21 protein-coding genes are annotated in these 23,601 nt (G+C 39.9%); 12 read left to right on the top strand and 9 right to left on the bottom strand.

Annotated features, from left to right (window positions below):
* The first annotated feature begins 50 nt into the window (after positions 1-50).
* Positions 51-1,328: a tetratricopeptide repeat protein gene (locus CH377_RS07240; protein WP_100723137.1), complete on the top strand. Its 1,278-nt coding sequence runs from the start codon at positions 51-53 to the stop codon at positions 1,326-1,328.
* A 40-nt stretch (positions 1,329-1,368) separates the two neighbouring features.
* Here the strand turns inward: CH377_RS07240 and CH377_RS07245 are convergent, their stop codons facing one another.
* Positions 1,369-2,502, bottom strand: coding sequence for a putative glycoside hydrolase (locus tag CH377_RS07245; RefSeq protein ID WP_100723138.1), 1,134 nt, complete (start codon positions 2,500-2,502; stop codon positions 1,369-1,371).
* A gap of 92 nt (positions 2,503-2,594) precedes the next feature.
* On the opposite strand from CH377_RS07245, the gene CH377_RS07250 reads away from it, so the two are divergent.
* From CH377_RS07250 to CH377_RS07285, 8 genes are all read left to right on the top strand, one after another.
* Positions 2,595-3,521: a histone deacetylase family protein gene (locus CH377_RS07250; protein WP_100723139.1), complete on the top strand. Its 927-nt coding sequence runs from the start codon at positions 2,595-2,597 to the stop codon at positions 3,519-3,521.
* Positions 3,522-3,601: 80 nt separating this feature from the next.
* The gene (locus tag CH377_RS07255) at positions 3,602-3,832 is read left to right on the top strand and encodes a hypothetical protein (RefSeq protein ID WP_207797600.1); all 231 of its coding nucleotides are present in this window, start codon (positions 3,602-3,604) and stop codon (positions 3,830-3,832) included.
* Positions 3,833-4,070: 238 nt separating this feature from the next.
* Positions 4,071-6,110, top strand: a complete 2,040-nt coding sequence (locus CH377_RS07260; protein WP_100723141.1) for a 6-bladed beta-propeller — start codon at positions 4,071-4,073, stop codon at positions 6,108-6,110.
* Positions 6,107-8,128, top strand: coding sequence for a tetratricopeptide repeat protein (locus CH377_RS07265; RefSeq protein WP_100723142.1), 2,022 nt, complete (start codon positions 6,107-6,109; stop codon positions 8,126-8,128). Before CH377_RS07260 ends, CH377_RS07265 begins: the two co-directional genes overlap by 4 nt.
* A 35-nt stretch (positions 8,129-8,163) precedes the next feature.
* The gene (locus tag CH377_RS07270; RefSeq protein ID WP_100723143.1) at positions 8,164-8,640 is read left to right on the top strand and encodes an SRPBCC family protein; all 477 of its coding nucleotides are present in this window, start codon (positions 8,164-8,166) and stop codon (positions 8,638-8,640) included.
* Positions 8,641-8,784: 144 nt separating this feature from the next.
* A complete protein-coding gene (locus CH377_RS07275) occupies positions 8,785-9,114 on the top strand; it encodes a hypothetical protein (RefSeq protein ID WP_100723144.1) in 330 nt (109 codons plus the stop codon).
* A 106-nt stretch (positions 9,115-9,220) separates the two neighbouring features.
* Positions 9,221-11,629, top strand: coding sequence for a TonB-dependent receptor (locus CH377_RS07280; RefSeq protein ID WP_100723146.1), 2,409 nt, complete (start codon positions 9,221-9,223; stop codon positions 11,627-11,629).
* 8 nt (positions 11,630-11,637) lie between these two features.
* On the top strand, positions 11,638-12,027 hold the full coding sequence (locus CH377_RS07285) for a hypothetical protein (RefSeq protein ID WP_100723147.1): 390 nt from the start codon (positions 11,638-11,640) through the stop codon (positions 12,025-12,027).
* 1 nt (position 12,028) lies between these two features.
* On the opposite strand, the gene CH377_RS07290 is transcribed toward CH377_RS07285, so the two are convergent.
* Positions 12,029-12,475, bottom strand: coding sequence for a methylglyoxal synthase (locus tag CH377_RS07290; RefSeq protein WP_100710321.1), 447 nt, complete (start codon positions 12,473-12,475; stop codon positions 12,029-12,031).
* A 93-nt stretch (positions 12,476-12,568) separates the two neighbouring features.
* Here CH377_RS07290 and CH377_RS07295 point away from each other — a divergent pair, with 93 nt between their 5' ends.
* Positions 12,569-13,375: an FcpA-related putative periplasmic flagellar protein gene (locus tag CH377_RS07295; protein WP_100723148.1), complete on the top strand. Its 807-nt coding sequence runs from the start codon at positions 12,569-12,571 to the stop codon at positions 13,373-13,375.
* 166 nt (positions 13,376-13,541) lie between these two features.
* On the opposite strand, the gene CH377_RS07300 is transcribed toward CH377_RS07295, so the two are convergent.
* The 3 genes from CH377_RS07300 to miaB all read right to left on the bottom strand — a co-directional run bounded on the left by CH377_RS07300 (position 13,542) and on the right by miaB (position 17,580).
* Positions 13,542-14,378, bottom strand: coding sequence for a hypothetical protein (locus tag CH377_RS07300; RefSeq protein WP_100723149.1), 837 nt, complete (start codon positions 14,376-14,378; stop codon positions 13,542-13,544).
* 74 nt (positions 14,379-14,452) lie between these two features.
* Complete coding sequence (locus CH377_RS07305; protein WP_100723150.1) at positions 14,453-16,234, bottom strand: LptF/LptG family permease; 1,782 nt, start codon at positions 16,232-16,234, stop codon at positions 14,453-14,455.
* Positions 16,231-17,580, bottom strand: a complete 1,350-nt coding sequence (gene miaB, locus CH377_RS07310) for a tRNA (N6-isopentenyl adenosine(37)-C2)-methylthiotransferase MiaB (RefSeq protein WP_100723151.1) — start codon at positions 17,578-17,580, stop codon at positions 16,231-16,233. Before miaB ends, CH377_RS07305 begins: the two co-directional genes overlap by 4 nt.
* 113 nt (positions 17,581-17,693) lie before the next feature.
* Between miaB and CH377_RS07315 the strand changes: the two genes are divergently transcribed.
* Both CH377_RS07315 and CH377_RS07320 read left to right on the top strand, forming a co-directional pair.
* Positions 17,694-18,338, top strand: coding sequence for a J domain-containing protein (locus CH377_RS07315; RefSeq protein ID WP_100723152.1), 645 nt, complete (start codon positions 17,694-17,696; stop codon positions 18,336-18,338).
* Entirely contained in the window at positions 18,310-18,951 is a 642-nt protein-coding gene (locus CH377_RS07320) for a hypothetical protein (protein WP_086446026.1), read from the top strand. Before CH377_RS07315 ends, CH377_RS07320 begins: the two co-directional genes overlap by 29 nt.
* A 162-nt stretch (positions 18,952-19,113) precedes the next feature.
* Here CH377_RS07320 and CH377_RS07325 read toward each other — a convergent pair whose 3' ends face one another.
* Genes CH377_RS07325 through nusB form a run of 4 tightly spaced genes read right to left on the bottom strand, consistent with a single transcriptional unit; the run spans position 19,114 to position 23,598 of the window.
* Positions 19,114-19,749: a hypothetical protein gene (locus CH377_RS07325; RefSeq protein WP_100723153.1), complete on the bottom strand. Its 636-nt coding sequence runs from the start codon at positions 19,747-19,749 to the stop codon at positions 19,114-19,116.
* Between the two features lie 27 nt (positions 19,750-19,776).
* Positions 19,777-21,057, bottom strand: a complete 1,281-nt coding sequence (locus CH377_RS07330; RefSeq protein ID WP_207797607.1) for a HEAT repeat domain-containing protein — start codon at positions 21,055-21,057, stop codon at positions 19,777-19,779.
* A 56-nt stretch (positions 21,058-21,113) separates the two neighbouring features.
* Positions 21,114-23,186, bottom strand: coding sequence for a tetratricopeptide repeat protein (locus CH377_RS07335; protein WP_165780467.1), 2,073 nt, complete (start codon positions 23,184-23,186; stop codon positions 21,114-21,116).
* Positions 23,134-23,598 (bottom strand): transcription antitermination factor NusB, encoded by a 465-nt coding sequence (nusB, locus tag CH377_RS07340; protein WP_100723157.1) that lies wholly within the window; start codon positions 23,596-23,598, stop codon positions 23,134-23,136. The genes CH377_RS07335 and nusB overlap by 53 nt, the downstream gene beginning before the upstream one ends.
* Positions 23,599-23,601 lie beyond the last annotated feature (3 nt).

A 23,601-nucleotide genomic window follows, 5' to 3' on the forward strand; every position in this document is an offset into this window, starting at 1 on the left:
AATCGTTTAAATTTCTATTGCACATTTATAATCCGGCCGAAAATAAAAATATGGCCCTAACCCGACCTGTAATCATACTATTACTCTGCGCCTTTTCCTCTTCTATCTTCTCCAAAGAATTCGTGTATGCGTTCCGAGATGTAGGGATGCCAAAAAACACAGGAAAAGACGGAATGCCCAGAAAGGAAAAAATGGTCTTAGTTGGGGAGACCATTATGTTCGATAAGGTTAAACCTATCGAATACGAAGGGAAATACAAAAGTTTCGAGTTAGGATATGATACAAGACCGGATATAGTTACTGTAAAAGTACATTATGATCCAGGGATCCGCCCAGGGCAGATACTTTACTTAATCGAAAAAGATTTTGATCATGAAACATTCAAAGACGGAAGTATCGTAGGACAAATAGAAGTTAAATCCATTTTCCAAACTGCTTTCACAGGAAAACAATTAAGAGGTGTTGGATATTTAGGAATGGCAAAGGAGAAGGTGTTAACCGTCGCATATCCAGTGTCTTCCGAATTAAGCGGACCAGCATTAGTAGAACGTAAAACTGGAGATTATCATTTTACAAGAGATGAGATCCCAGAAGCGATCCAATCTTTTCGCAAAGCAATTCGTTTAGATCCAATGTCTCCAGTTCCACATTATAGATTAGGAATGTTATATTTGAACGAGGCCGGAGTAGATTCCAAAGAACCTGTGTGTTCCGGAATTCTGCCGATGAGTGCTGGAGCAGAGTTTTCTTCCGCTTGGAAAAAAAGATCCAGATTCGATTCGGATCAAGATATGATCCGATTTTCCAGAGAATATGTTTCCTTCTTAAACTGTAAGGCGGACCAGGCCCCAAGCTTTTCCAAGAACAGTTTTGTTCCGGAAGAATTAGAAAGAGCTCAAGAAGTAGCCAGAGAAGGATTCAGACTTTCCAAAACAGATTACGAACTTTTGATTAGAAGTGCAGAGACTTATTATAAATTATATATTTCTTATTCATCGAGCAAAAGACCAAAGGGAAGTATTTCTCCTGAAGAAGAGCCTAAGATCAGAAATCGTCAGGAAAAGTCTTGGGAAATTGCCCAAAAACTTTTAAAAGAAGCCGGCTTGGATAATATCACTGATTATAGACTTCATAGACTGACCTCCCTTTTATTTGGTAAGAGATATATGGAACTTTCGGGTGGAGCAAAGTCCACTACGATCAGTGAAGAAGCAAATTTCCTAAGAACGAAGACTATAGAATCTATTCAGGCTTATAAATTACATAGACCTAAAAATATTCCGGGAGATAAGGATCTTTTAATATTAGAAAAAGATCTTGGGTTTTAAACGAGATGTTGGAACTCCAACATTAGCGGCAGCTGTAAGATCAGTCCTCTATCTTTAACTTTCCGCTCTGGATACTTTCCTCTATCGCTTTAAAAGTATCTCCGTATTTCCCTACTATATTCCAGACAACAAAACCATCGCTATCGCTATCTACACTTGCTTCGATCTGAGCCTTGATATAATCTTTCAAAGATTTTCCTGAAGGACCAAGACTCATTCCGAAACCTTGGATCCAACCGACCACTTTCGTAGTTGATAAGGATCTTTTTCTAGTATTTTTCAAACCATCATAAACGGTTTGGTAAGGGTTTGCAATACGTCCAGGTTGGCCATAGAAGTGAGAAGGATATAACATAGGATAAATCACATCCACGAGCTGTGCAAAGTTTTCCACCTTCTGCCCGATCTGATCGTCACGGTTAAATGGAATCCTACCAAAAATATCCGCTCCCAAATAAGGAAGTTTTTCACATTGATTCGCTTCTCCACGAATTCTGGTCACAATCTCGCCGATATTATTATATTTTTCCTTCAAAGAAAGATCTATATCAGTAACATCCGCATAACGTATATAATCCAACTGAACTTCCGGAAATCCGGAAAGACATGCCTTTCTAACATAGCCAAAAATAGAATTTAATCTTTCAGAACTAGGATACTTAGTCTTAAGCCCACCGTCGAAATTTACCAACCTTCCCACGGGATAAAAACCCAAACTCTTAATACGAGAGACCTCTTCCGGAGAAGGAGTTTTAGGTTGAAGATCGATCACTAAAACATTCACTCCGTAATCGGAAGCATCCTTTAATAAGGACTCCCATTCATTCTTACGGGATTTATCCGAAACTAAAGAATTATTCACATAAAGACCACGATAGAATTTGGGGCGATCTCCATAAGTCCCCTTGTTTGTTGACCTTGTAAAAAACTTTTTAAGTTTCTCTTTCGGAGTCTCCTTTTCGCTTTCCTCCTGAGTGTTTCTGGAAGAAAGTCGTATCTCCTTCTTCTCCTTTTCTTTGGAAACGGATTGGGGTTTGGTTTTCATTTCCGGAGATGATTCTAATACGGGAATTTCCTTCTTATTAGAATTTTCCGGATAAGGAATAGTAAACTCTGCACAGACCGGGAAAGCGGTAAGAACTAAGATAGGAAAAAGTGAAAACGGTTTGCGCACAAATTTACTCCGGGTCTATATTATAATATCGAACCGGAGACCTCGGTACTTGTCCTCTTTGTAGGACTTCCAACAAAAAACGGGAGAAGAAAATGAAACTCGGCTACGCCTATGACGATACATTTTTGCTACACGATACCGGGACATTCCACCCTGAATCCCCTCAAAGATTGGAATCCATACTCAATCGATTACATAAGACCTCATATTTTAAGGACATGTTTTGGATTAAACCTAATAAACTACCATTAGAACTGATCGAGTCCGTACATAATAATAGGCATAGAGAAAGGTTTTCAGTCATCCAAGGCAAAAGAGGAAGTTTCGACGGAGATACACCATATTCAGAATCCAGTTTCGATGCAGCACTCTTAGCAGCAGGTAGCGGAGTAGATCTCGTAAATAAGATCAGATCCAATGAAATAGAATCAGGGATAGCACTCGTAAGGCCGCCAGGACATCACGCAGAAACAGGAAGGTCCATGGGGTTTTGTTTGCTAAATAATATAGCGATCACCGCGGGTTATCTGCTTACGCAAGGAGTGGAAAGGGTTTATATACTGGATTGGGATGTTCATCATGGGAACGGAACCCAGGAAATATTTTACGACTCAAATAAAGTATTCTTCACTTCACTTCATCAATATCCGTATTATCCTGGGACAGGCTCAGTTCATGAAAGAGGAGAAGGAAAAGGAGAAAACTTTACATTAAACATTCCCTTGCCAATGGGTTCCGGAGATAAAGAATATCTACATTATTTCCAAGAAACAGTGGTGCCTTCCATGTTGGACTTTCAACCAGAGTTTGTATTAATCTCCGCAGGATTTGATGGACATAGAAGAGATCCATTAGCCGGTATGAACCTAAGCACGAATGCATTCGCAGAATTCACACGTTTAATATTATCCGCAACAAAACAGATCGATGCCAAAACAATTTCCTTCTTAGAAGGAGGTTACGACCTGGATGCTTTAGCCGAAAGTGTAGAAGCCCATGTAGCGGTCCTCGCAGGCTAACGACCCGATTTCTTTTTTTTCCTACCGAAAATTCCTAGAAAAAATGCCTCTTCCCACCCTCTTGGGCCGATATGAAAACCATGCAGGAATATTCCTCAAACACCGACCTGGCCCTGCGATTCAGAAATTATGTGATCCTATTGGACCGATTGATGAGAGAGGTCGAAGAGGAACTCCAACAAAACCAGTCCGTTCGCAATGAATGGTCCGAATGGCATTCCAACTGGAAAAACGCCTGGCTCTCTCCAACGGGCAACTCCCCTTCTTCCAATCTAAAAGAAAGATTCTCAGTCAAAAGAAGACTTGGATAATTTTCAGGACGGGCCCCGCCCGATTTGGGTGGGGGCCGGAGCGTAGCGGTGGAGAAAATCGGACATTTCCACAAAATGCCGATTTTGACAAACTGATTTATCAGCACTGCGCCTGTAGGAGCTCCTACAAAATCGTTACCTAAAATCGCTTGCAAGAGTAGCAAAACCCTTCTAAAAGACTCGAAAAATAGGTTGAAATTATGTCTCTTAAGCTATTCTATCGACTAAGAGGATTAGAATGGGGAGACGTACGCAAACAAAACTTATAGTTTTCGTTCTACTCTTAGGAATTCTCACCCAATCCGGATGGTCCGAGCCCTTACCTAACTTCGGACTGAAAGAAAAAGAAGCCAGGACATTCTTCAAGCGTGGTCTCGCTTATTATAATAAGGGAGAATTTGCCGCGGCCAGAGAGAATTTTGTCCGCTCCCTTTCTATCAAACCTGATTTCGTTCATCCAAAGTTTTTTCTCTCCGAAGCATATTACCTGAGTGGAGACTGGCAAGAAAGTCTTTCCGAATTGGAACAATTAGAATCTTCTAATAAACTCGATTTGATCAGCAAGAATCGATTAGACGCGCTTAGATACAGACTAGGCGGCGGAAACAGAAAAGATAATTTAGAATATTATAAATCAATTTTTGGAGATGACCTAAGGAGATTTCGTTTCAGGAATCCTGCTGACTTAGCGGTAGATGAAGAAGGTTATCTTTACGTAGTAAGTTTCGATACAGCTAACGTGGTGAAATTTGATGCCAACGGTTTTCCTGTCGAAAATTTCAAAGGTTCTTTTGGTAGAAATTTAGAAGGACCGGTTGGGATCAGTATTCGAGGAAAATCAATCTTCGTTGCAGATTATGCAGGAGATAGAATTTACGAATTCGATACCAGAGGCACTTACGTAAATCGATTCGGTTCTACCGGAAAAGATCCGGGAAGTTTTCATGGACCAGCGGGGCTTTATTTTACGAAAGAAGGATTTTTGTATGTTTCCGATATGGGAAATAATCGGATCCAAAAACTTTCCAGGACAGGAGAACCTCTCCAAGAGATAGGTGTTGGGATCTTAAAACAACCTGCAGGTATCAAAGTTAATAATCGCGGAGAAATTTTCGTAGCTGATCGAGGTAATAAAAGACTCGTAGTATTCGATCATGAAGGAAATTTTTTAAAAGAAATTAACAACCCTTCTTTCAAAAGACCAAGAAATCTTTCTATCAAAGACAATAAGGTAGTCGTTGCAGATGAAACCGCGGGGCTTTTTATATACGATTCCGTTTCTAAAACTTGGTCAGGCTTTGATAACTTTAAGGATTCTAAAAATAGAGTCAGAAATTTCGACCAAGCGTTCTCTGTGACTTTCGATTATACAGGTTCCATGTTTGTTGCGGATTTTAACAGGCATAGGATCGAATCCTTTTCCCCCAAAGGACAACTTTCTTCCAACTTGGATCTGATCGTGGAAAGAACTATTAGTTCTGATTATCCCGATGTCTCTTTAGTTCTTCATGCGAAAGATAGACATGGTGTTCCTGTAAAAGCAATTCCTAGAGATTCTTTCCGCATCTATGAAATGGACAATCTCTCTCCTTTAATCGGTTTAACCGATATGAAAAAATATAATAATAGAGTGAGTGTTTCCATCGTTGCAGAAAATTCTCAGATTGTATCCGATTCTTATGCAACAATAGAGAAGGCAATCCGTCCTTTTCTATCAGAAATCAGAGTAGAAGATAAAATCCAACTTCTACGCTCCGGAAGAGACACTCAAATCGCTTACCCTTTCGGAAAAAGTATGTATGATATTCTGAAAGCGTTACGCTCCTTTGCTCCGGAGGAAGAATCCCAAATCGGAAAATCATTACAAAGAGGGATCACGGATCTACTAGATAGTTTAGGCCCAAGAGCAATTATCGCAATCGTTTCCGGAAAAGATTCAAAAGCAGCATTCACTCAATTTTCCCCCACAAAGATCATTCGTTTCGCAGTCGCCCATGATATCCCTATCTACTTTTTATGCTTGGGGGAAAATGGAGAATCGGTTTCCGTATATAAAGAAATCGCGGAAAAAACGGGAGGAAAATTCTTAACGATCCCTTCCGGTGGAACGGAGAAAAACCTAAGAAGCTGGATAGATTCCAAAAAAGACAGAAGGTATCTTCTTTCCTTTAAAAGTAGGATAAATCCTGAAGGAATGGACGTCTATGTCCCTGTGGTTGTAGAAGCTATTTTCAGAAATTCTAATGGAAAAGCGGAGACCGGATTTTTTACACCATGATATTCGGATCTAAAATCTCAAACAAACATCTGAATTTAAAATTCCTCTTAAGGAATTTTGCAGTTCTTTTTGTTTTATCTTTTTCCTTCTCCCTTTCTTCCAAACAAACCATAGACTGGATCAAAGAAGGCGAAGCGGCCTTAGCTTCCAGGAATTATCCTGCAGCGTATGATTCATTTAGAGAAGCGGTAAACTTAAACCCTCTATCCGTTCGTTCCAGATTGGGGCTCGCAGATGCTGCATTAAAACTTCATAAAGAAAAAGAAGCATTACAATCTTTAGATAAAGTTCTAGAATTAGAGCCTAAAAACAAAAAAGCAGTCCGCGAAAAAGCGATCACACTTGCAAAACTAGGACGTTACGAAGAAGCATTTTTGATCCTAAAACCATTCTTGGAAGAAGACAGATATGATTCTGATCTATTTCCAATTTATATAGAAGTACAACTTGCTTCCGGAAAAACCCAAAAAGCAAGTTTCGAATTTCATTCTGCTTATTCCAGGATCCCTAAAAATAAAGAAGTCAAAACCTTAGAGGCAAAAGTAGAAGCATTCGATGGCAACTTTACAAAGGCCGCATCTCTTAGAAATCAACTGGAAGCAGAAGCTTCCGATGATCCAGGGATCTTTTTAGAATCCGGGAAATTCTTATTGATCTGGGCGGAAAAATCCCAAGGTAGCAAGCGAGATTCTAAAATTGCTGAGGCTGCCGAAAAATTCGAAAGATCCGTTTCCTTACACCCGAACGAAGAAGAAGCTCTCAAACTTTTGGCAAAAACCAGGATCTATTTTGGAAGATACCAAGAAGCGGAAGAGTATTTAAATCGTTTATTAAGCCTATTTCCGAATTCCACGGAGTATTTATACTTACGCTCCTATGCGAGATTGAAAAAGGATCCTGCCTCTAAAGAAGCCAAAACTGATTTAGAAAAATTAATCTCCTTAGATGATTTAGATCCAATCGCCAGAAATCGTTCAGAATTGTATGCATTGGAAAATCTACCAGAAGGAAATTCGCTCAGAAGAACCTTAGGAGAATATAGACTCCAAAGATATAGAGCGAATAAAAACGCATTCTTATATGATTTAGCTTGGTATCATTTAATCAGAGCAAAAGAGCTTCTTCCTAATCGACCTGAAATTTTAGTTTTAACATTAGAAGAATATAAAAGAAGAGGACTATTCCCGAGCTACTTTAATTTACTTCTGCTTTTAAGAGATAAATTCCCGGATAATAAAAAATATGGCTACTCTGTAGAGAATAACCTAGAAGGTTTTAAAACTTCCTTAAGCTATAGAGAAGGTCTTGTCAAGATCGGAGAATTCGGCATCCAAGAAGATTACGGAAGAACTCCCCCCGAAGTCCTCGTATTTGATCCAGATGGCGAAGATTTTTTAGCGAAACATACCGACCTTCCCGCTTTAGCAGGAAAAGTCTTTCGCCATTTTTTAAACTCTGATCCAAGAATCCGCAATATCGATTTAGATAATATTAGAAAGTCTGAAAGTTTAGAATCCGAGCCTTATTCGGGAGCCATTCACAAAACAGAACGAAACTATTCCTCCATTAAGAACTCCAGAGGTGAAAATATTCGTTTTGTCGTGAGTGGTAAAATTTCCTTCCAAGATGATAACTTACGCATAGAATGGAGCCTCAGAGATCATAAGGAGGAGAAAATTTTAGGTAAATTTAGGATCTATGCAAAAGGTAGAGACGCTTTGGCAGAAGCCACCTTAAGAGCTAGAGACAAAATTCTCGCCTTAATTCCTGCCAGCGGTAAAGTACATAGAGTAAAAGAAGATTCGCTGATCGTAAATGCCGGGATCATAGACGGACTCAAAAAAGGAACAACCGTTTACTTCTTCAATTCGGCTACATTGCTTGGAGAAGGTACCGTAACAGAAGCGGATCTTTATACTGCAAAAGTAGTTCCAAAGAACCAAGATGCTGTCTTAAGAAATATTGCAGTAGGAAATAAAGCCTACTGGAAAAAGACTGAAAGTGCTCCTGCCAATTAGATATATTCTGATTTTTTAATATTTTTGGAATTCTTGTGATATTTATTTGTCGTTCTGAATTCAATTGCAAGGCCTCCGAGTTATTCGAATTTCATACTGGCCCGGATGGATTTTCTTCTCTCGTAGGTTCTTCTAAAAAAGCACAAGTCATTTCCCCTCCTTCTTCACTGGAACCTGGCTCAAAGGCGATTGTTAGAGTAAGGATTTTTCCCGGAATTTCTTTCCGCTGGATAGCTCTACATACTGAACTGGATCCAGGAAAACGTTTTGTTGATATCCAAGAATCGGGCCCTTTCGCGAAGTTCAAACACGAACATATTTTTACTCAGACCAATAAGAACACTTCGATCTTGGAAGATCGGATCACTTGTATCCCTCCTTGGTATGCGAATCATTTTTTGTTTGAACTCCTACTCGAGAAAATCATGAAGAATGAATTTTACGCCAGACATAAGATTACTGCTAGGCAGATCGGCTGTAATTATAGAACGGATTTTTGCGGAAGAATATAAGGATCCCCACCCTAAGTTCCGATCTTTTGGGACTTTCTCGCATTTCAGCGATGTCTGGTAATGCTTTCTATCCATGTTTTTGTAAAGATAGAAGGTCCCAAAAAATTGATTGCTTATTAATAACGATTTATCATTATTGAAAAAATGGGAGTTTTGGCTAGAAGACGAAAAAACGGGCTTAAGTCCTTCTTTGCGTTGTTCGCGTTTTGTGGCGGACTTTTAATTACAAGCGCCCACTCACATTTGGATATATCCGAAAAAGGAATATTCTCCAAACACTCTTCCAAAATTTCCTCGGAATCCTGTTTTGTCTGTATCCATTCCCAGATCAATTCCGGAGCGGAATTCGTCCAAGCTCCTAGATCGGAACAACCCTTTCTAGAATATAATGAATTTATAATTTTTGATCTTATTCCTGCTCAAACTTCCCAATCGGGGAACTTGAGAGGACGAGCTCCCCCTTATTTTTCCTAATTTATCTGCATCTACTGTTTTCAACAGCCTTCGCAGTCGCGATCAGCTTTGAATTTTATTTTGTATATGAAGAACCCGACCTCAATAGGTCTGGAGTTTAGGAAGAATGAAAAGTATTTTATATAAATTTAATTTATTACCTGTTTTTATTGGCTTATTTTTGCCTTTTTCAGAAGTTTTTTCCCTGGATGTGAATGTTAGAGGGATTATTAAAGATTCGGAAGGACATCCCATTGCAGGCGCCAAACTATTCCTTACGGAAAACAAGTTTGTATCAAGATCTGCTAAAGATGGTAGTTTCGAATTTCAGCACGTTTCTCCGGGAAATTACACGTTAGTTGCTTCCGCTCCGAATTATGAATTAAAAACGGAAAGATTCGAGGTGAAAGATCTAGACAAAGTTTTGGATATCGTTTTAAAACCTTCTCTATTAGAAGGTGTAGCAATCAATGTCACTGCTAAAACATTGGCATCCGATTTTTTATCTACTCCACAGCCTACAACAGTTTTAGAAGGTAGGCAATTGCAAAGATTAAGAGGACAAAACGTAATGTCTGCCTTGGAAAATACTCCAGGAACTGCGACCCTAACCACTGGCGCGGGAACTTCTAAGCCGGTAATTCGAGGTCTGACAGGCCAAAGAGTTTTGGTGATGACTGATGGAGTAAGGCAAGAAGAGCAGCAGTTTGGAGATGATCATACTGTCGACTTAGATGCATTTAATATAGATAAGATGGAAATTGTTAGAGGCCCTGGATCCGTTCTTTACGGTTCGGACGCTTTAGGTGGTGTAATTAATGTGATCCGCTCTAAGGCACCTACCGCAAAAGATGGTGCTCCTTTATTAGGTGGAACAATTTCCACAAATAGTTTTTCGAATAATAAACAAGACGCAGGTGCAATCTCTCTCTTTGGTTATCATAAAGATACGAATTTCGGTTATAGAGTGCAGACGGATACTCGAAAGGCTGGAAGAATCACTACTCCCAACGGGACTCTCCCTAATACCGGTTTTCATGAAAGAAACGTGAACGCTTCTTTGGGGACCGATGGTTCTTGGGGGAATTTCTATGTGGATTCTTTTCAAAGATACCAAGAACAAGATCTATATGATAATCCGAATGAATCTCCAGGTTCAAGCGCTTACCAAACAGTTCTTCACCAAAAAACCCATATGCATGCTTTTTTCATTCTTCCTTTAGTGAATGTGGAATTAGATGCGGCTTACCAAAGAAACAATCGTAGAGAGATTGAAGATAAGAATAGATATATGCCAATCAAGGATACATTATTAGATCCTTCTATCGATTCTTTCACCAAGGCCGCTTCTGCTTATCAAGTGAACAAGTATGATTATAAGCAGGGTTTAAACCTATCCTTAGATACCACAACTGCAGATGCAAAAATCCATCACAAAGAATGGAAAGGGCTCAAAGGTACAGTTGGTATTTCAGGTATGCAACAAAGAAGTAATACTATCGGAACCGAACCTTTAATCCCAGGTTATGGTTTAAGCAATGTCGGATTTTTTCTTTTTGAAGAATGGAAGATAGGTGACTTTAGTTTTTCTGCAGGTGCCAGAACCGATAAAAGAAGTATGGACATAAGAGCCAACGCGGACCTTGGAAATTTGGAACAGACCAGAAATTATTCGGCGAGCACTGGATCTCTCGGGACTGTCTGGAGATTTGCAAAAGATTTTTCTTTAGCTTTGAATGCCGGTCGAGGCTTTAGAGCACCGACTCCTTTCGAATTATTCGCCAATGGCGTTCATGAGGGGAGTGGTCGATTCGAGATCGGTAAGGATAGTTTAAGACCGGAAACTTCTTTAAACTATGATGCTTCTGTCCGTTTCGCTAATGATAAATTTCAAGCAGAGCTTAGCGTTTTCAGAAACAAGATAGATAATTATATTTATTCCGTAAGTGCAGGTGCTATCGATTCGGATTCTGGCCTTCCCGTTTACAGATACAGACAGGATGCTGCAAAGTTAGAAGGCGGAGAATTCAGCTTCCAAGCTCAGGCAACTTCCTGGCTTGTGCTCACTGGCGGTATTGATATTTTAAGAGCTACTATTCAAAAAAATATTCCGCCGGAAATCGCTCTAAATCCAGGAGGCATAGATCCTAATTCAGTATATTCTGATATTAGAAACAAGTATCTTCCAAGAATGACTCCGAATCGAGCTCGTTTAGGCCTTAGATTCACCACGAATAAACTTTTAGGAATTTCCAAACCATATATCTCCGTGAACGGTACTTTTGTTCAGTCCCAGTATAAGGTGGATAAATTAGAAACTCCAACGCAAGGTTATAATTTGTATGATATTGGTTTCGGTGGGGAGATTCCCGGCGTAACGAACGGAACTGAATCGGCAACCTTTGATGTCGCGGTCTTGAATATCTTCGATAAAGAATACGTGAATCACCTAAGCCGATACAAGGAATACGCCTTGAACCCTGGCACAAACGTCACTTTCAAAACGACTATCCCTTTTACTTTGATTTCTGAATGAGGAATTTTATGGATTTTAGATATTTTCCACTTTATATATTTATAATATTTTCACTGTCCTTCTGCACTTCTGACCCACAAACTAAAAAGGAGAAGGAGGACTATCAAAATCAATCCTTGATTTCTGCCGCTTTGAATGGAAATGAAAAATCAGATTGTGTGTATTGTTCGGATACAAGAGCCTTTGAAGGAAATTGTTCCTGCTATAAACAAATCCCTGTATTTTCTTGCGCAGGTATTCCTTCGGGAAAGGGTAAATCAAACTCTTATAAGATTTCTTGCGATGAATTGGTAGAATCAGGGACTTGGAGCCAAACTTCTTCCGACTCTTATTCTTGCAGTTATTTGACCTGCCCTCCAGAAGCATATCGAGCAGCATTTACAGAAGAAGGGAAATAACTTAGTAAATTGGAAGCCCTGTATTATAATCGATTGTAGTTTTTTTATAAGATGTGGCGAGAAGGTCAGAAGAGATTAAATAATCAGCGGACCTTCTGTTATTCGCAATTGGAATATTATAAAGTACTGCAATCCTCAAGAGAGCTTTCACGTCCGGGTCATGAGGTTGAGCCGTTAATGGATCCCAAAAGAAGATTACCACATCTATCTCTCCATCTACGATCTTCGCGCCGATCTGTTGATCCCCGCCAAGTGGTCCGGACAAAAATCTATGAACAGGCAGATCCGTTTTTTCATGGACGATCTTTCCGGTTGTCCCGGTCGCATAGAGATGATGTTTGGAAAGTATGTCCTTATGTAGTTGCACCCATTCCACTAAATCTTCTTTTTTATTATCATGTGCGATAAGCACAATACGTTTCGTTTTCGGGACTTCAGGGCTCTGCATATTCTGCTCCTAAATCAAATTCATCGGAAGGCTTTCCGAATGAAACCATTTTTATGGTTTATCTCTTGAAGTGATTTCCCGATCCTAGTGCTAATGAAACTCGTTAAGCTTTCATGCTTAAGATATTTGTTCTTATTCGCTCTGATTGCCTCTTCTTCCCATCTATTTTCCCAAGAAGACCCTCATGATCGACCGAAAAAACTGGAGATCCTAATCCCTGAATCCGTAAAAGAGGGCCCTTGGAGTGACGACCCTAACGAATTTAAAGATATAGATTTCTTAGGAGATTTTTCAGAAGGAAATTCCAAGCAGGCTTTAGAAAAAACGGAAGAATATTTCTCTGCCGCCTTAGATGGTTTCAGAAAGGTTTCGGATAGTATTAAATCCAAAAGAGAAAAAGAAGAAGCTAAGGTTTTAGATTCGGAAAGATTCCCTTGGCAAAGAAAGAGCAGACTGGAAAACTCAGAAAGAGTTTGGAATAGAGAGTTAACCAAGGCAAGATTGGATTCGGTTAAAAATCTATCCCTCGCAATGAAAAATCTGGACAAGATCGCAAATCCTAATATTAGAAAATCTGAATCTTTTATGGAACTGCAGGCCGGAGTTTACAGAGAATTCATTAAACACCAGTATGCTCTGAAAAACTTCAACCAATCTGCAGAGTTCTTGGAAAAGTATATTTCCCTGGATCCTAAGTTTAACGACGAAGCAGAACCTCATCGAATTTTATCCCATTGTTATGAGAGACTCTATCTATCAGCGAAGAAGTCCGGCCATCCGGATGGTATGGATTATTATAAGGATCGAAGAAAGAAACACGGGATCTTATACGCGGAAAAAGCCTACGGCAGGAACTCCTACGAATTCAAAAAAGTTTTGGAATTGTTTGCGAGAGAATAAAGATACCGGTTTGTTGGAATTCCAACAAGGATTAGTGAAAGAAAATTCTATTGTAAGTTTTGGGGAATTATGATAGAGGGAAAGCAGCTCTCCCACGGGCCACTCCCCCCTCCCTATGCAGGGCGGGGGCGCCCTTTAACCCATGTTGGAATTCCAACACTCAGTTCTAATTATTCTCAGGAAGTCCTAGTTCTTTTCTAAGACGTTTATTTTCCTCAACAAGATCTTTGATCTCTTGCTCAGTATATTCAAACAATTTGGTATGAGCTTCGAGGATATTTTTCATTTCAATCTCTTCTATACTGGAATATTCCAAGGCCCTTTCAGTTGCTTTTTTCAACTCGAGCGCATGTTTTAATTCCATCGTTTTGAGATTGTCTATGATTTCGGAAACTTTCAATCTTTCGTGAAGCGTAAGAAGCTCTTGGTTCTTGAGTTCATTCACTCTTTCGATCGCTTTATTGATATCTTCGTTATTCTTTTTAATCTTTGCTTCAAACTCAAGGATAGCGTGAAGAGCAGCATTTGCCTTGTGAGTATCTTTATATTCCTTGTTAGCGAGTTCGAAAACTCCCTCAAAAAATCCTACGTTCGCCAGGCAACTGTTCCCAATTTCGTTAGCTACCATTTTGAAAAACTCAGTCTGGATCACTCTATCCAAAATGATCCTTAAAGACCTGGGCTGAACAGGATACTCTAGAACTTCGGTTTTACCTTTAGGAGAAAGTTTGTTATAAATTTCTTCAGCCTCAGGAGAGGAAATAATGGTAAGCGCGACGAACGGATGTAGTTCAAAACGTTTTAGGAAATCGTCCTTAATGTCTGTCCATTCTTTCAGGTTTGTATTCACATAGAATACGTTGATATCCTGAGCATCCAATTCTATCGATCTATAGTCCTTTAATTGGACCTTGCGAAGTTCGATATTAATTCTCGGATGTTTCCATATATGTACGGGGAATTCAGCTCCGGAAGTTATGTGCCAAATATTCGCGGTTTTCAAAGCCGACTCTCCCCCTTACTCGACATCATAGATAAGACGCCGAAAGCCGATCCCGTCCTTCTAAAAAACGGAAATCAGTATCGATTTTCTCGATTTCTCCATAAGGATAATTTTTTGAGTCCCTCTGTCAATTTTGTTTTTAGGGAAGAAAGGGGTCTCTGTATCCGGGCAAAAACACGGGCAACGGGGGAAAAGAACTTAGCAAGGATTTGAAAGAAATTTACTACAGCTGGCGGAAAGCGCATATCGGTTCGTTTTAACATAACAACCGAACCAATGATCGCAATCGCGATGTTCCCACTCCAAGGTCCTAACCAAACCGGAAATTTGGAATTTTCAGAAATATTTGATCCGAATGTAAAAAGGGCCCAATACACTATGATCAAGACGACTGCCATTGTAAAACTCATCCCTTTTCCGGAACGTTTTACTACGAGACCTAATGGTAAGGAGACTAAGGAAAAAATAATACAGGAAATAGGGATCACATATCTCCTCTGGATCTCTACATCGAATTGAGAGACTCTTTTTTTGGCCTCTTTTAATAAAGTAGTCAGCTGAAGAACGATAGTAACACTTTGAGACTTCTGAGCATCCGAAATCGTAGGATCCTCCATGATGTTCGGCAATTCAAATTGTAAACGTAGAACTCTGTCTTTTAAATTTTCAGATCCATCCGAGGGAATTCCCATCTCTTGCAAAATTTCGAGACCTGGGATCTTCTCCAATCTTCCCGCTTTTATATTATCCCGAATATCGATCAGTGTCCAAAGAGTGAAAGAACCTGGATCTACATCGATAACTAGGCTTTTTTTCTCTTCGGTCTTCGGAATATTATAATCCATCTCCCCTTTTCGAAGATCGCCGACTGAAAATTGCTGTTTGGCTCTATCCCATTCTAAGATCCAAGCATCTTTCAATCGAATAGATTTTTCGAATTCACCGTCAGGCCCTTTCTTCTCCACTAACGTTCCTTTTTTAGCAGAGATGATTTGTGTAATATAAGATTCTCCTAATTGAATAGGACGACTCGCGGCCCCCATAGAAAGAAGAAATGGATCTTGGTTTTGTGGAATAAATACTGTCCACTCTCGGATCTGAACTCCGGAAAGTTCTCCTGTCTTTGCGTTTACACCTTCGGTATACATCGCGATCGCTTTTTCAGAGCCCGCATTCTGCACCTGGTCCCCTGCAAACTGTCCGGGAGTTAATGCAAGAAGAGGGTTATAAGCCAAAACCCATTTATTGAACTCGGTCATTTTTCGGGTGTTAATGGGAGAAAGATAGAAACACAAGAACGCAACAACAGCCGCCAAGAATACGCCGAAACCAACGAACACTACGTAAATTCTGGAAAAACCAATTCCTGCAGAACGTATCGCAGTAATCTCAGAGTCGCCAGAAAGTCTCCCTGCTGCCATGACACCACTCATCAAACAAGCAAGAGGTGCGGTTGTAGGAAGAATATTCCCCAATAGATAACCAAAATAATCCAAGAGTCGAAAAGGATCCACGCCCTTCCCCACGAAAAGACCGATCATACTTTTAAGCGCGATGGCCATGTAGATACTTGTGAAAAATAAAAGTGCAACGAAGAACGAAGGAACAATTTCAGAAAGAATGTAACGATCCAAGATGGGAAGCCATCTCCAAAACTTCTCTCTATCGGTATGAACAAAAAAACCGGGGGGAAGGTCTGCAACGCTATGCACTCTTACTGAGCGCAGATCTTTTCCTTCCGCTACTTTTCCGGCGGCTTCTGTTCCAAAACCTGTAGTATCAGTCCGATGTACTGCCTCGGACTTCTTTTTTTTAGGAGAGGAATCGCCTCCCGAAGCACGGGAGATCTTCTTCACTCTATCACCTCTCCTTTGAGAGTTGCGCTAGTAGCAAAATTAATTTTAACAGAAACAGTTTTCCCAATCAAAGAATCTACGTTAACATTCTCCGGTAATTTAAAAACTGTCATTCTTCCACAAGGAGTGCGACCACAAGCTTCCTTGGAAGATTTTTTAGAAGCGCCTTCTACCAAAATAGGAAAAGTTTTACCGATCCTTGCTTTGTTCTGCTCTGCAGAAATAGAAGTCTGTAGGTCTACTAATTTAGTGAGACGCTCTCCTTTTACTTCTTCTGGCACGTCGTCAGGATATCTTTTCTGAGCAATAGTACCTTCTCTCTCTGAATACTTGAACATGAATGCCATGTCGAATCCAACTTTGCGAACCATGTCCAAAGTATCCTCGAACTGCTCTTCCGTTTCCCCGGGAAAACCTACTATAATATCCGTTGTAAGTCCAACATTTGGAACAATCGTTTTGATCTGGTCCACTACTTCCAAAAATTCCTCTTTGGAATAAGTTCTTTTCATATTCTCTAATACATCCGTATTTCCGGACTGTAATGGAAGATGAATATTAGGACAAAATCTAGGATTTTCAGCCATAAGCTCTAAAAGATGCATCGGAAAGTCTTTAGGGTGAGGAGAAGTAAAACGAATTCTTTCTATATCAGTTTCTTCTAATAAAAGGCGAACGAGTCCGGCAAAGTCGACACCCTCTGACTTATAAGAGTTCACATTTTGACCGAGCAAAGTAAGCTGTTTTACACCTTGTGCAACAAGATCACGAGTTTCTCTTACGATAGAATGAGGATCTCTACTTCTTTCTCTTCCTCTCGTATAAGGAACCACGCAGAACGTGCAAAAATTATTACAACCTCTCATGATGGTAACAAATGCTTGAATACCATTTACGACTCTTGGCTCTATCTCATCATAAGTTTCAATCTTAGAAAGGCGGGTTAATGAAACAGGTTGTTTATCTGAACGAATCGTTTGGATGAGTTCAGGAAGAGTTCTATAATTATCAGGACCAACCACCAAATCCAAAGGAAGTTCCTGATGAAAAAGATCATCACCCAGGTTCTGGGCCATACATCCAAGAACTCCAATAACCAGGTCAGGATTTCTTTTTTTCAGATACCCAAGACCTTGAAGCCTTGCATAAATTTTCGCGTGAGCATTTTCGCGGATTGCACATGTATTTAAGAAAATAACGTCGGAAAGTTCCGGGTCAGAAACTGTCTCAAACTGAGCGCCTTGCATCAAACTGGACACGATACCCGAATCGTATTCATTCATCTGGCAACCATAGGTCTCTATATAAACCTTACCGGCCTTTTTTTCTACTTCAAGCACGCTCATAGGTCCAGTTTTGGAGAAGGAAAGACCCTGTCAACCCGCTCGAAACATTAAAAAAAAGTTTCCTTTCCTGCTGAGATAGGATCATAATCAGAATTCTTCTAAAGACGAATCAAATGAATCGATCCGGAACAGGACTCAGCCGTAAAACGGACTATTATGTACTATTGGACCTTTCCAGAGATGCCTCTCCCCGAGCTGTGGAAGAAGCTTTTCATCGATATGTACAAAATCTAAAAGAACATTCTTGGGTGCCTTGGAAAGAAGCGGAATTAAGAGAAGGAGCAGAGGCATACTATCATCTGTCAGATCCTGCAAGACGAAAACGTTATGATTCTTCCTTGGACTATGAATTGGTACTTCCAGATCCAGAAGGTGTGCCAGAAGAATTCGAACAATATTTCGAAGTCCAAAAGATTTCCACACCTAAGGAATATGAAAGATTATACAAACAATTCCTAATGTTAAAATACGAGAGAGAAGATAAACTCTGGATATTCAGAGCCACAGTATATTTTATATTGGCCTGTTTTTCTATATTGGTACTTTCTTCTCTCGTTTTTGTAGTATTCCAAAAAAACGGCTGGCTCTCCACAAGCGCAGACCTTTTCTATCGTAGATGGGGACTCTTATTTTCCTGTACGTTTATGGGAACAGCATATACTCTGTTCCGAGTATTTTATTTAGAAAGAGTGATCTCCCGCAGAGAGAAAAAAAGAGAAATAGAACACAATGAAGAAGTCTCGGACATCGGACCCTAAGGCCTTAACAGAAGACGAAATACAATATTATTATACGTTACTTCAAGAAGAAGTAACTGAATATAACTGCGGAAGTTTATGTGCCCCTTCCAACGGAGGGATCCCCGTATGTTGCCAAGCGGACAATGCACTCCCTGCATTGTACAAAGCGGAATACGAAATGTTATCCAAAAGGACGGACTTATGGAAAGCATATGTTCCTATGACAAGGGAAGAAAAAAAAGAATTTGCGGTGTACGATCATAGGAAAATTACATTTTGCGAATGTAAGGGAGTGGCTCATTGTGAAAGAGAAAATCGCTCCATTAGCTGCAGAACTTTTCCGTTAGAGCCGTATTTGGATACGAGAGGAGTTTTAGTTGGATTAGTATTTATGCAGGAATTCCAAACAAAATGTCCTTTAACTTCCAGGGCCAAAGATGTAAGACAAGAATTCATAGATAATCATTTCTTATTTTGGGAAAAACTATTATTTAGAGTCGAATCAGAATACGAAGTTTATACTGATTCCAGTAAGGCCTACCGCAGAAAGAGAAAACGCACAGGAGTGGAATTTCCTATTTTATATCCGAGCCACTTAAAAGGAAAAGAATACTTAAAGCAATATATCTGATTGAAATGTTGGAATTCCAACAAGGAAGAGTGACAGGAAATTTTGTTGTAAGTTTTAGGGAAATATGATAGAGGGAAAGGAGCTCTCCCACGGGCCACTCCCCCCAATCCCAACGCAGGGTGGGGGCAACCCTATCACATGTTGGAACTCCAACATTCCGCTTCAATACTCGAACAGAAACCTAAAAGTAAAAAGTTCAAAACTCAAAATCTGGACTTCCAGCGGATTCTGGCCCTTTTGAAAACATGATTCTGGAAACGCAGCTAAAACCTTTTTAGTCTCTTCTTCATAAGAATTTTTAGGTTTCACTTTTACCGAGGAAGAAGAAGGTTTAGAATTTTCGAATTTGTATTTTGTGATCTGATTTTTACCATTTCTTCCCCCACCGGTCTCCACAGGGAAAAAATAATACGTATAAGGAAATTCTATCTTGTCCTTTCCTTCACACTCCCCTAAACGAATACCGATCTCTCCTAAAGTATCCACTGGGCGATAGATCGTATTAGGACGAATATCCACCAAAAACACCCGTTTACCCTTCGGATCCCAGCCAAGATCCGACTCCAGAAGACTTTCTTTAGATTTAGAAATAGTCGTATTATTATTAGGGTCTTCTAATATATTTTTTAAGATTTCACCTCTGACTTCCCAAACCCGGACATCATACGCGAGCCTTTCTCTTTCGGAACGTTCCGCTCTTCCTTCCTTCTTATCCCAGGAATCATTTACTAGATATTTGCGCTCTAAAGTAGTTTTGCAGGAAATCATGCATAAGATAAGAAGAAGTAAAACTCTCATCCCTAAAACTCCGCGGCTTTGAGCCTTTTACTTAGAGACCTTAATAGAAATGATCTCTCTGACAGCCTTCTCCATTTCGGACTTCACTTCAGGAGTTTTTTCTATTACATAAGCGTCAAATAATGCAGGCAAACATTCCGGGTCACCGATGATACGAACCGTATCGATCGCTTGCAAACGAAGAGGAAGATATTCTTTTTTATTATTGGAGACAAAAGAAATAAGTGCCGGAACAGAAGTTTTATCCTTTAATTCCCCCAAAGCCTTTAAAAGAGAAAGTTTGACTTCGTTTACTTTTTCTTTTTCAAAAATACGCTTAAGCTCATTGGTTCCAGGATTAAATCCTAGTTTTCCCATTACTTCTGCCGCACGAGAACGAAGACCTGAGTCTTTGTCTCCATCAAGAACGGTAAGTAATCCCTGACCACCACCGTGAGCGCCAAGCTCCAAGAGTAGATCGATCAATCTTGCTTTGAGTCCTGGAACAGTTTCTTTTACTAATTGTTCAGAAACTGATTTAGCTCCTTGTTTATCATTCAGATAAAATAGTGCTTCAGTGCAGATTTTTCTAAGATCTGGATTCGGCTCTGTAATCCCTTTATAGAAAAGAGAAATATACTGCCTACTTTTTCTATTTTTCAGGATCTCCAAGCCGTGAAGACGTACATCCTCATCCGGATCTGAAGCAGCCATCCGAGGGATATTCCCGCGGTTATCAGGTGTATTCGTTTTATTTAATACTGTAAAAAATCTTCTACGAAGAGCAGGAATATCGTCTGTAGCGAATTTGTTGATCAGGTTCTGAACTCTTTCGTCTTTGATCCAGATAGCAGATTCTAAAAAATATTCCCTATAAACCGGATTATTGGAAACTGCAAGATCCAGAACATGAGGCATCGCCCTGTCATCCTTAATCCCTTGCACATATCTATAAGAAGATTGCCTGACCTCAAAATCGGTATGAGTAAGACCTGCAATAACTGCATAGATCAGTCTTTTTTCTTTTTTACGATCTGCGAGTTCTAAGATCCTAGTTTGGATCTCGGTGTTTCGGGTGGTTTTAAAAACAGTATCGAGTTCGTTTGCCCAATATGGAGCAAGAGTGTCCAGGTCATCTAACTCGGAAAAAAGTGCCAAGGAAGCGAAGATACTATCTTCTCTCGCATCTGGTTCTGAAATAATTTTGGGAAGTTCTTTTACAAGATCCAAACGATTCTTGGATTTGATCTCGGATATAGCTCTGGATTGGGATCTTCCTTTGGAAAGAACGGATTCCTTAAACGGATCCTTTTGTTCTTCGGCGAAAATACTTCCGCCGAAATATAAAGTGAAGAATAGAACCAGGCAAAAGAATGGAATTCTTTTCAGAAAAGACCGTCCCTCTTGGAGGAATCCTCCAATGCTGCCGTCGCGGCACGCTTATTATCGTAAGCTTCCGTATTGGACGGATCTAAGTCTATTGCATTTTGAAAAGAACGAACTGCCTTTTTATATTCTCCGTTCTTGTAATATGCAACGCCCAGATAGTTATAGGCAGTGGATGCAGTTTTGGGTTTTATTTCCGACTTAACAATAGCAGTTAATTCTTCAATCGCCTTCTCTCGATCCAAAACGGAATTGGAATCCAATAAAATTTTAGAAAGAACTAAGCGACCTTCATAATCTTCCGGATCCATATGAGCGGAACGATACGCTTCGTCTTTCGCTCTGTTTTTCATATCAGGGTCTTTGGATTTATTGTATAGAAGAGCAAGTTTTTTATGCGCTTGTTTGATCTCGTTTGAATTTCTGGATCGATTCAACACTTGCAATAAGATTTTTTCTGCACTGGAAGATTCTCCAGTACCCATATATGCTTCTGCAAGTTTTAAGGCTACCTTGTAGTAATCTTCTTTTTGTTTAAATAGTGTTGAGTATTCCTCTATCGCTTCTCTATAAAATTTGTTTTCCAGATAATAATCACCCAAGGCCTCCTTAGGTTTGATATCATCCGGATCCAAATAAGATGCCTTGCGGAAATTCTCGATTGTTAGGGTCCCATTGCCTGTATGTTTATAAACAAGACCTAAATTATAATACGCCTTTGCATTTTTAGGATTCAGATCCAGGACTCGATTCAGATAGGTGATTGCCTCTCCATATCTTTCCATTTGGTCCAAAACAACACCTAAGTTTAATAATGCAGTCTCGGTAAAACTATCCCCAGGTGTGGAATCTACGATCCTTCTGTAAGTTTCTTCTGCTGCGAGAAGGTCACCTTTATTATAATATGTTTCTGCAAGCTGGAATAATAGATCCAAATTATTTGGATTATATTTCAGTCCTTTTTGGAGTGCATTAATAGATTGCTCTCCTTGGTTCAGCTGCTCGAAACCTTCTGCAATGGAACGGAATAATTCAGGATCATTGGAGCCCGCTTGGTTGGCAAGTTCCAGATATTTTACGGATTCTTCTAACTTACCATTCTTCTTCAAAACGATAGAAAGATTGTACAATGCCTTTGCATCGTTAGGAGTTATAGTTGCCGCTTCTCTAAAATAATGCTCGGCGGAAACGTAATCTCCTCGATTATAAGAAATATTTCCAAGATACGAACTAGAAAGAGCTGCAAGTTTTCCACCCCTGGCTCTCATCAATACAAGTTTGAAATGTTCTTCCGCTTGCGGGATCTCACCTTTTTTAAAATAACTTAATGCAAGGTTATAAGTCAGATAAGGATCATCCGGAGAAGTGGAAAGGCCCTGCTTATACGCATCTATAGCAGCGTCCGGATCATTGATCTCATTAAAAAGATTTCCAGCCATAAGAGCAATACGCGGATCATTAGGCGCAATCTCTCTTGCTTTTAGAGCAGTACTTCTTGCAGCAGAATTTTGGCCACTATGAGCATAAGCTAAAGTTAAATTATAATATGCGTATACGTTATTTCCATCCAGAGTGATTGCCTTCTGTAATGAATCTATAGCTTGAGGAAATCTTCCATCCTCATCGTAAATCACTCCGAGTACGGTCAAAGCCAATGACTTCTCCTGACTAGTCGCTGGACCTGTCAAAAATTCCGTACAATAATCGAATGATTGCTTTCTATAATTTTGTTTATATAAAGTAACACATTTAGTTAAAAGAGGATTGTTCGTTCCGTCTGGAAGATAAGGTCTTTGTAATTCTTGGGCAAGACTTCCCTTAGGCATCAAAGGAGATTTGCCGTCTGCAACTCCGTTTGCGCCAAAGCCTTGTCTACCTTCTCTGAAAAAAGAATACCAAATCGCAAGACCGATCAAAAGAAGAAGGGATGCAGCAAGCGCTCCCCATGCAAATGCAGTCGGATTATAACGACGTCTGGGACGAAACTCTTCGGGTTCGTCTCCGTAATAGTAAGAAGGTTTAGGTTCTTCCGTCTCCAGGAAGATTCGGTTCTTGCGGATCGGGTTTTCCATGTCGGTTCGTCTCGTACTGAAGGATGGAATCCAAGATCCCGTTAATAAACGGTACCGAATTCTCGCTTTCAAATTCCTTAGTCAACTCGACCGCTTCGTCGATGGTGACTCTGGGTGGAATTTCCTTGGAATGCAATATCCCGTAAATGGACAAACGTAGAATACATTTGTTCACCGGGGAAATTCTGGCAAAATCCCAATTCCTCGAGTATTTCTTGATGAGAGTATCGATTGTTTCCGCGTTTTTCACAACACCATTTATGATAGAAACAGCAAAATCCCTTTCTTCCGTTTCTATCTTTTTGTCGTACCAACGGAACTTTAGGACCTCCGACAGTGCGGAATTCACCAGTTCCAACTGGTATAATGCCATTAATGCGATTTCGCGGGACTTCCTTCTGGAAGAAGACATAGA

This window comes from Leptospira haakeii, from assembly GCF_002812045.1.
In the GTDB taxonomy this organism is placed as follows: Bacteria; Spirochaetota; Leptospiria; order Leptospirales; family Leptospiraceae; genus Leptospira_B; species Leptospira_B haakeii.

Excerpts from the sequence above, each read along its gene's own strand:
- CH377_RS07265 (WP_100723142.1), top strand. The coding sequence starts at position 6,107 with ATGATATTCGGATCTAAAATCTCAAACAAACATCTGAATTTAAAATTC.
- CH377_RS07280 (WP_100723146.1), top strand. The coding sequence starts at position 9,221 with ATGAAAAGTATTTTATATAAATTTAATTTATTACCTGTTTTTATTGGC.
- CH377_RS07335 (WP_165780467.1), bottom strand. The coding sequence starts at position 23,186 with ATGGAAAACCCGATCCGCAAGAACCGAATCTTCCTGGAGACGGAAGAA.
- CH377_RS07260 (WP_100723141.1), top strand. The coding sequence starts at position 4,071 with ATGGGGAGACGTACGCAAACAAAACTTATAGTTTTCGTTCTACTCTTA.
- CH377_RS07285 (WP_100723147.1), top strand. The coding sequence starts at position 11,638 with ATGGATTTTAGATATTTTCCACTTTATATATTTATAATATTTTCACTG.
- CH377_RS07275 (WP_100723144.1), top strand. The coding sequence starts at position 8,785 with ATGGGAGTTTTGGCTAGAAGACGAAAAAACGGGCTTAAGTCCTTCTTT.
- CH377_RS07325 (WP_100723153.1), bottom strand. The coding sequence starts at position 19,749 with ATGAGAGTTTTACTTCTTCTTATCTTATGCATGATTTCCTGCAAAACT.
- CH377_RS07315 (WP_100723152.1), top strand. The coding sequence starts at position 17,694 with ATGAATCGATCCGGAACAGGACTCAGCCGTAAAACGGACTATTATGTA.
- CH377_RS07295 (WP_100723148.1), top strand. The coding sequence starts at position 12,569 with ATGAAACTCGTTAAGCTTTCATGCTTAAGATATTTGTTCTTATTCGCT.
- CH377_RS07290 (WP_100710321.1), bottom strand. The coding sequence starts at position 12,475 with ATGCAGAGCCCTGAAGTCCCGAAAACGAAACGTATTGTGCTTATCGCA.
- miaB (WP_100723151.1), bottom strand. The coding sequence starts at position 17,580 with ATGAGCGTGCTTGAAGTAGAAAAAAAGGCCGGTAAGGTTTATATAGAG.
- CH377_RS07240 (WP_100723137.1), top strand. The coding sequence starts at position 51 with ATGGCCCTAACCCGACCTGTAATCATACTATTACTCTGCGCCTTTTCC.
- CH377_RS07255 (WP_207797600.1), top strand. The coding sequence starts at position 3,602 with ATGCAGGAATATTCCTCAAACACCGACCTGGCCCTGCGATTCAGAAAT.
- CH377_RS07250 (WP_100723139.1), top strand. The coding sequence starts at position 2,595 with ATGAAACTCGGCTACGCCTATGACGATACATTTTTGCTACACGATACC.
- nusB (WP_100723157.1), bottom strand. The coding sequence starts at position 23,598 with ATGTCTTCTTCCAGAAGGAAGTCCCGCGAAATCGCATTAATGGCATTA.
- CH377_RS07320 (WP_086446026.1), top strand. The coding sequence starts at position 18,310 with ATGAAGAAGTCTCGGACATCGGACCCTAAGGCCTTAACAGAAGACGAA.